Origin of the sequence: Prescottella equi, from assembly GCF_020171745.1 — a bacterium.
In the GTDB taxonomy this organism is placed as follows: Bacteria; Actinomycetota; Actinomycetes; order Mycobacteriales; family Mycobacteriaceae; genus Prescottella; species Prescottella equi_A.
Window position 1 is genome coordinate 233,023 of sequence record NZ_JAIVAH010000020.1, and the last position, 6,294, is coordinate 239,316.

Below are 6,294 nucleotides of genomic sequence, written 5' to 3' on the forward strand. Positions count from 1 at the left end.
GCCCGTCCGATCGACGACTACGCCTGGGCGCCGTTCCCGTTCACCGCGGGGGCGGCGTCCGTGCCGTTCGCGCCGTTCGTGCCGTTCGCGGCGATCTTCTTGCGGGCGATGTCCTCGAGGGCGGCGATGTACTTCGCACGATCCGCTGCGCCGGCCTCCCAGTCGGCCCGGCGGTTCTTGACGGCCTTGGCCGGCGATCCCACGGCGATGCTGAAATCGGGGATCTCGCCCTTGACGACCGCGTGGGCACCGAGCACGCAGCCCCGGCCCACTCGGGTGTTGCGCAGCACGGTCACCTTGGCGGCGATCCAGGTGTCGGGACCGATCCGGACCGGTCCCTTCACGATGCCCTGATCCTTGATCGGCACGTTGACGTCGTCCATGCGGTGATCGAAGTCGCAGATGTAGCACCAGTCGGCAACGAGAGTGGACGCGCCGATCTCGATGTCGATGTAGGTGTTGACGACGTTGTCCTTACCGAAGACGACCTTGTCGCCGATCCGGAGCGAACCCTCGTGGCAGCGCAGCGCGTTGCCGTCACCGATGTGGACCCACTTGCCGATCTCCATGCGGGACAGGCCGGGAGTGGAATGGATCTCGACGTTCTTGCCGAGGAAGACCATGCCGCGGGTGATGATGTGCGGGTTGGCGAGCTTGAACTTCGCCAGGCGGTAGTACCGGACCAGGTACCACGGTGTGTACGCCTTGTTCGCGATGACCCATTTCAGCGAGGCCACCGTCAGGAATCGGGCCTGGTCACTGTCCCGACGTCGAGATCCGCGCCACCTCGAGCGCAACGGTGCGCCCCACATGCTCGTCATGACACGTAAGCCTACGGACCGCGACTGTGCGCCCGGTCACGTGCCCCGCGGGTGTCAGGTCGCGGCGTGCCGACTCACGCCGTGGCCGGCGCCCCAGGTGTGCCGGGTCCAACCGGGTGCCACGAGCACCTGCTGCCGACGGGCGCGCCGACGGCGCAACGCCCGCACCCACTCGTCGTCGTGCGCGACGACGTACGCGATGAGGGTGCCGACCAGCGCGGTGATCAGCATGGCCACCACCGAGACCATCACGATTCCGACCGCCGCGGCGACCCCCACCACGAGGCCACCGGTGACTGCGCACCCCGCCACGGGCGTGCCCAGGAGAAAGTCGTCGGGTCCGCAACCGGTCGTGCCACCGCCGGGCAGCTCGCCGCCCGGATCGGAACCACTCTCTGCGACAACGCAATCGGGCCGGGGGCCGGCGTCCTCCTCGACCGGCGCGGATGTCGGCGGATCACACTCGATGACGGATTGCTGCACGTCGACTTCGGATTCTGTCCGCGTTCCCGGCTGCATGAATCCATTAGACACAATTCCCCACCGCGTGTCGCGACCGAATTCGATAAACGATCTGCAACGATCATCGCCCGATCGAATTGCATGCATGACGTTTACCGCTATCGGGCATTTCAACCGTTCAGGGCACTTTCCACGGACACGCACGGGAGGGCATGTGCCGCCGCGACCGGCGGATGCGTCACCTGCCCCGACCAGGTGTTCAACCCTGCAGACAGAGCACTGTCGGCTCGCATCGCCGCCCGCCACCCCTTTTCCGCGACCGCGGCGACAAAGGGAAGCGTCACGTTTACCAAAGCCCGGGTGGACGTATGGGGAACAATGCTCGGCATATTGGGAACCGCATAGAAAATTGAATCGTGAACCACAAATGTCGGGTCGTCGTGGGTGGTCGGTCGGGAATCCTCGAAGCAGCCGCCCTGATCGATCGCGATGTCGACGAGCACGCTGCCCGGGAGCATCCGCGCGACCTGGTCGGACGTGACGAGGCGCGGCGCCCGCGCGCCGTGCAGCAGCACCGCACCGATCACCAGATCCGCATCGGTCAGCGTCTGCTCGAGTTCGGTCCGCGTGGAGACGGCCGTCGAGATACGAGATCCGAAGCGGGCGTGCAGTGCTCGCAACCGTTCGACGTCCTTGTCGAGCACCGTCACCCGCGCCCCCATGCCGACCGCGACGGCCGTCGCGTGCGTGCCTGCACTGCCCGCCCCGATCACGACCACCCGCCCCGGCGGTACCCCCGGCACCCCACCGAGCAGGATCCCCCGGCCCGAGCCACCGGCCGTGGCCTGCAACGCATGTGCGCCCACCTGGGTGGCGAGACGGCCGGCGACCTCGCTCATCGGTGCGAGCAGCGGCAGCGACCCGTCGGCCCGCTCCACCGTTTCGTACGCGATCGCGGTCACCCCGCTCGACAGCAGCGCCTCGGTGCACTCCAGCGAGGCCGCGAGGTGGAGATACGTGAACAGGACCTGCCCGCGTCGCATCAGCCCGAATTCCGGCGACAGCGGCTCCTTCACCTTCACGACCATGTCGGCCTCGGCCCACACGTCCTCAGCCCGGTCGAGAATGCGGGCACCCGCCGCGACGAACTCGCCGTCGGGCATCGACGATCCGATCCCGGCACCGCGCTCGACCAGGACGTCGTGACCCCGCGCGCGCAACTCGGTGACGGCCAGCGGGGTCAGCGCCACCCGCAGTTCACCGCTCTTGATCTCCTTGGGCACACCAATTCTCATGATGTCTCCTCCGCCGGAACGGATCCGTCCTTCGAGGGTCCCACGATTCGGCGTGGGGCGGTTGGCCGACGGCCGATCGGGGCCGGGATAGTCTCGCTCCGGACGGATTCCGATTCGAGGAGATGTGATGCGGCGTGCCCTCTGGTCGTCGGCGGCGGCGCTGACGACGATCTCGGCCCTCCTGCTCGCAGGGTGCGGCGGAGATTCCGGCACCGAGGACGTCTTCGGCGCGGGCGGCTGGCCGGGCATGCACTCCGACGCCCGCAACAGCGACACCAGCCCCGAGACCGGGTCGCGCTCCCTCGACTTCCAGTGGTCGCGACCGCTCGGCGGCCCGACGACCACGAACGCCTCCGTCGCCGCCAACGGGCAGATCTTCCTCACCGCCCGCACCGACGCGGGCTGCAACCTCTTCTCGTTCCACAGCGACACCGGTCGCAAGCGCTGGTGCACCCGCGTCGGCGCCGGTTCGGCCCTGTCGACGCCGGTGGTGGACCGCGCCACCAACGTGTACGTAGGCGAGGACGGCGCGATGCTCTCGTTCGACGAGCGCGGCCAATTGCGCTGGCAGACACCGGTCACCGGCACCCCGCTCTCGGCGCAGTTCACCGGGGACGGGAACCTGCTGGTCGTGACGCAACTCGGGCAGGTCAACGTGCTCGACCCGCACACCGGCCGCACCGTCGCGGCGCCGTACGCCCTCATCCCGCCGGCGTCGTACACGCAGGGCGCGAACATCGACCCCCTGCCGAACGATCTGGGCATCGGCGACTGCTTCGCGGGCGGGCCGCTGTGCCCCGTCGCGACCTCCCCCGCGATCGACCTCGGGAACGGGCGCATCCTCGTCACGTTCTGGCGTCCCGGAGCTCCGCAGGCCGACCTGGTCGCCCTCCGGTACGACGGCGGCGAGCGGCCTCGGATCACCGAGGACTGGTCGACGAGCACGCTCGCCGGCGGTAGCGCGTCGGGCCCGGTTCTGTCGCGGGACGGAAAGACCGTGTACGCCGGAGACAACGTCGGCCACCTGTGGGCGGTCGACGCCGAGTCCGGCAGCGTCAAGTGGAAGTACGACCTCGGCTACGCGGCGCACGGTGGCCCGTCCGTCTCCGACCGCGGGGTGATCATTCCTGCAGGCGCCGAGGACGGACGCCTCCTGGCGCTGCGCGACCGCGGCGACCACGCCGAGATGCTGTGGGAACGCGCCGACGTCGTGCAGCGGGGCGCGACCGCCCAGACGTCCGGTTCCACCGCCTACACCGTCGTCCGGGACGATGCGAGCGGCCTCGCGCTCCTCACGTTCGACGCCGCGACCGGCGAGACACTCGACCAGGACGTCCTGCCCGGGGCGTCCGGATCGACAGCCGGCACCTCCGTCGGCCCCGACGGCGAGGTGCTCACCCCGACGCTGATCGGCGAACTGTTCGTCCTGCGGTAGCAGTCAGTCCCGCGCGGCGCACACGAACGCGACGGGCGTGCGCCCGATCCTGGTGAGCACCACCGACATCGGCGTGGTTCCGCGCAGCTTCAGCCGCGGCCGCAGCACGGCCGGGTCGATGTCGAGTCCGCGGACCAGGATCTCGGCCGAACCACAGTCGCGGGCCGCCAACTCCTGGCGCAACGCCTTCTCCGTGTACTTGAGCCGCGCCAGCACCCGGAACCCCCGCACCCCGTCCGGCACGCTGTCGCCAGTGAGGTACGCGATCCGCGGATCGAGCTGCCACAGCCCGTGCCTTGCCGCATAGTGGCGCACCAGACCGGCCCGCACGACGGCGCCGTCCGGGTCGATGATCCACTCCCCCGGCTCACGGTCGGGAATGTCGTCGGACTCGGCGTCGGTGAGCTCCCAGGACGTCCCGTCCGACCGGAGCACACTCGCCCGCCGCCGCACGCCCGCCCCGGACAGGCCCGGCGACCACAGGCAGGCCTCGCGCACACCGCCGTCGAGCGAGACGATCTCCACCTCGCCGTCCCAGTCCAGCCGGTCGAAGTCGAGACCCGGCGCGCACTTCACCGCGAGGTCGCGGCCCGCGTAGACGTCGAGCAGATCCGGCAGCGGAGGCATCAGCGCCGCCGGGTCGTGGGTGCGTTTGCCACCGCTCCGTCGCGCCGGATCGGCGATGACGACGGTGTCGCGCGTGCAGGGTCGCAGCGCGTCGGCACGGACCAGCGTCGCACCGGGGACGTTGTGCGACGCCATCGCCAGCCGCACCGGGTCGAGGTCACTGCCGATCACGGTGTCCGCCACCGGCACCAGCGCCGACAGTTCGGCCCCGACGGAGCACGTGACGTCGTGGACGCGGCGTCCGGACAGCCGCTGGCCGCGGTGGCGTGCGACCACAAGCGGGGTGGCCTGCTGCAGCGCGTCGTCCGTGAACAACCAGGACTCGGCGCCCGACAGTTTGGCCTCGGCCTTGCGCCGCAGCAGGACGGTCTCGATCAGCAGTCCCGCGCGGTCACCGAAACGCGTACGCGCCCGGCCGATGTCGGCCAGGCGCGTCCGCGTGGACAGTTCCGACTCCGCCGTCTGTGCCAGCGCCGCAATGCCTTCGGCGCTGCGCAGGTAGTCGACGTCGTCGATCGTGAAGTCGTATCCCAAAGCTCGTTCGACTCAGCTCAGTCGGTGGTGCCCGGCTTCACGCCGGTGATCATCACGTTGTAGAAGAAGTTGCGCGGGACGACGTGCTGGAGCACCTTGTCGTCCACCCAGCTCAGCGTCTTGAAGCCGCCGAACGCGAACTTGGCCCAGCCCCAGCCCAGCTTCTCCGGCGGCACGGCGGCCTCGAAGGTGCGGACCGGCCAGCCGAGCAGTGCCGCGGCGAACTCCTCCGTCTTGGCCTTGACCTCGACGGCACCGGCCGACTTCGCGATGTTCTCGAGGTCGGTGGGGTCGAAGGTGTGCAGGTCGACGACGGCCTCGAGTGCGGCGGCGCGCGACGACTCGTCGAGCTCGGCCTGCGGACGACGCCAGTCGGACAGGAACGGCAACTTGGTGACGTTGGTGGTCGCAGCCCACGTCGCGCGTCCGAGCCAGCGAGCGTAGACGTTGCCGATCGTGCTGGGCTCGCCGGCGAAAACGAATCGCCCGCCCGGCTTGAGCACGCGCAGTACCTCGCGCAGCGACTGCTCGACATCCGGGATGTGGTGCAGCACCGCGTGTCCGACGACGAGGTCGAAGGTGTTGTCCTCGTACGGGATCGTCTCGGCGTCGGCGACACGGCCGTCGACCGGCAGGCCGAGGTGCTCGGCGTTGCGCATCGCGACCTTCACCATGCCCGGCGACAGGTCGGTGACCGAACCGGTCTTCGCGACACCGCCCTGCATGAGGTTGAGCAGGAAGAAGCCGGTGCCGCAGCCCAGTTCGAGCGCCCGCTCGTACGGCAGCGGCTGATCGCCGGCGACGGCGTCGAAACGACCGCGCGCGTAGTCGATGCAGCGCTCGTCGTACGAGATAGACCACTTGTCGTCGTAGGTCTCCGCTTCCCAGTCGTGGTACAGGACCTGGGCGAGCTTCGTGTCCTGCAGCGCTGCCTCGACCTCTTCGGCCGTGGCGTGCGGGTTGGGCACGGGGTCTGTCGGGCTTGCAGTCATGCCGAGAATCCTACCGAATGGTAAGGAATGAACAAGTTCTAGTTTTGCGATACTTCCCTCCGCGTTTTGCGCACTTGTCGTCGTTCCCCGGGCCCGGGGACCACGACAAGTGCGCAAAACGCGAGAGG

The 6,294-nt window shown here is 69.2% G+C and carries 6 protein-coding genes; 1 reads left to right on the plus strand and 5 read right to left on the minus strand.

All coding sequences use genetic code 11. The features are described 5' to 3' along the window. Window positions 1-17: 17 nt before the first annotated feature. The 3 genes from LCL87_RS17830 to ald form a co-directional block, all read right to left on the minus strand. Window positions 18-821, minus strand: a complete 804-nt coding sequence (locus tag LCL87_RS17830; protein ID WP_225021991.1) for an acyltransferase — start codon at window positions 819-821, stop codon at window positions 18-20. A 54-nt stretch (window positions 822-875) separates the two neighbouring features. Continuing rightward, window positions 876-1,304: a hypothetical protein gene (locus LCL87_RS17835; RefSeq protein ID WP_225021993.1), complete on the minus strand. Its 429-nt coding sequence runs from the start codon at window positions 1,302-1,304 to the stop codon at window positions 876-878. Window positions 1,305-1,453: 149 nt separating this feature from the next. Next, window positions 1,454-2,578, minus strand: coding sequence for an alanine dehydrogenase (gene ald / locus LCL87_RS17840; protein WP_225022001.1), 1,125 nt, complete (start codon window positions 2,576-2,578; stop codon window positions 1,454-1,456). Between the two features lie 127 nt (window positions 2,579-2,705). Here ald and LCL87_RS17845 point away from each other — a divergent pair, with 127 nt between their 5' ends. Beyond that, entirely contained in the window at window positions 2,706-4,013 is a 1,308-nt protein-coding gene (locus LCL87_RS17845; RefSeq protein ID WP_225022003.1) for an outer membrane protein assembly factor BamB, read from the plus strand. Between the two features lie 3 nt (window positions 4,014-4,016). Here the strand turns inward: LCL87_RS17845 and LCL87_RS17850 are convergent, their stop codons facing one another. Beyond that, on the minus strand, window positions 4,017-5,174 hold the full coding sequence (locus LCL87_RS17850) for a THUMP-like domain-containing protein (RefSeq protein WP_225022005.1): 1,158 nt from the start codon (window positions 5,172-5,174) through the stop codon (window positions 4,017-4,019). A 17-nt stretch (window positions 5,175-5,191) separates the two neighbouring features. Continuing rightward, entirely contained in the window at window positions 5,192-6,166 is a 975-nt protein-coding gene (locus tag LCL87_RS17855; protein WP_225022007.1) for a class I SAM-dependent methyltransferase, read from the minus strand. Between the last annotated feature and the right edge of the window lie 128 nt (window positions 6,167-6,294).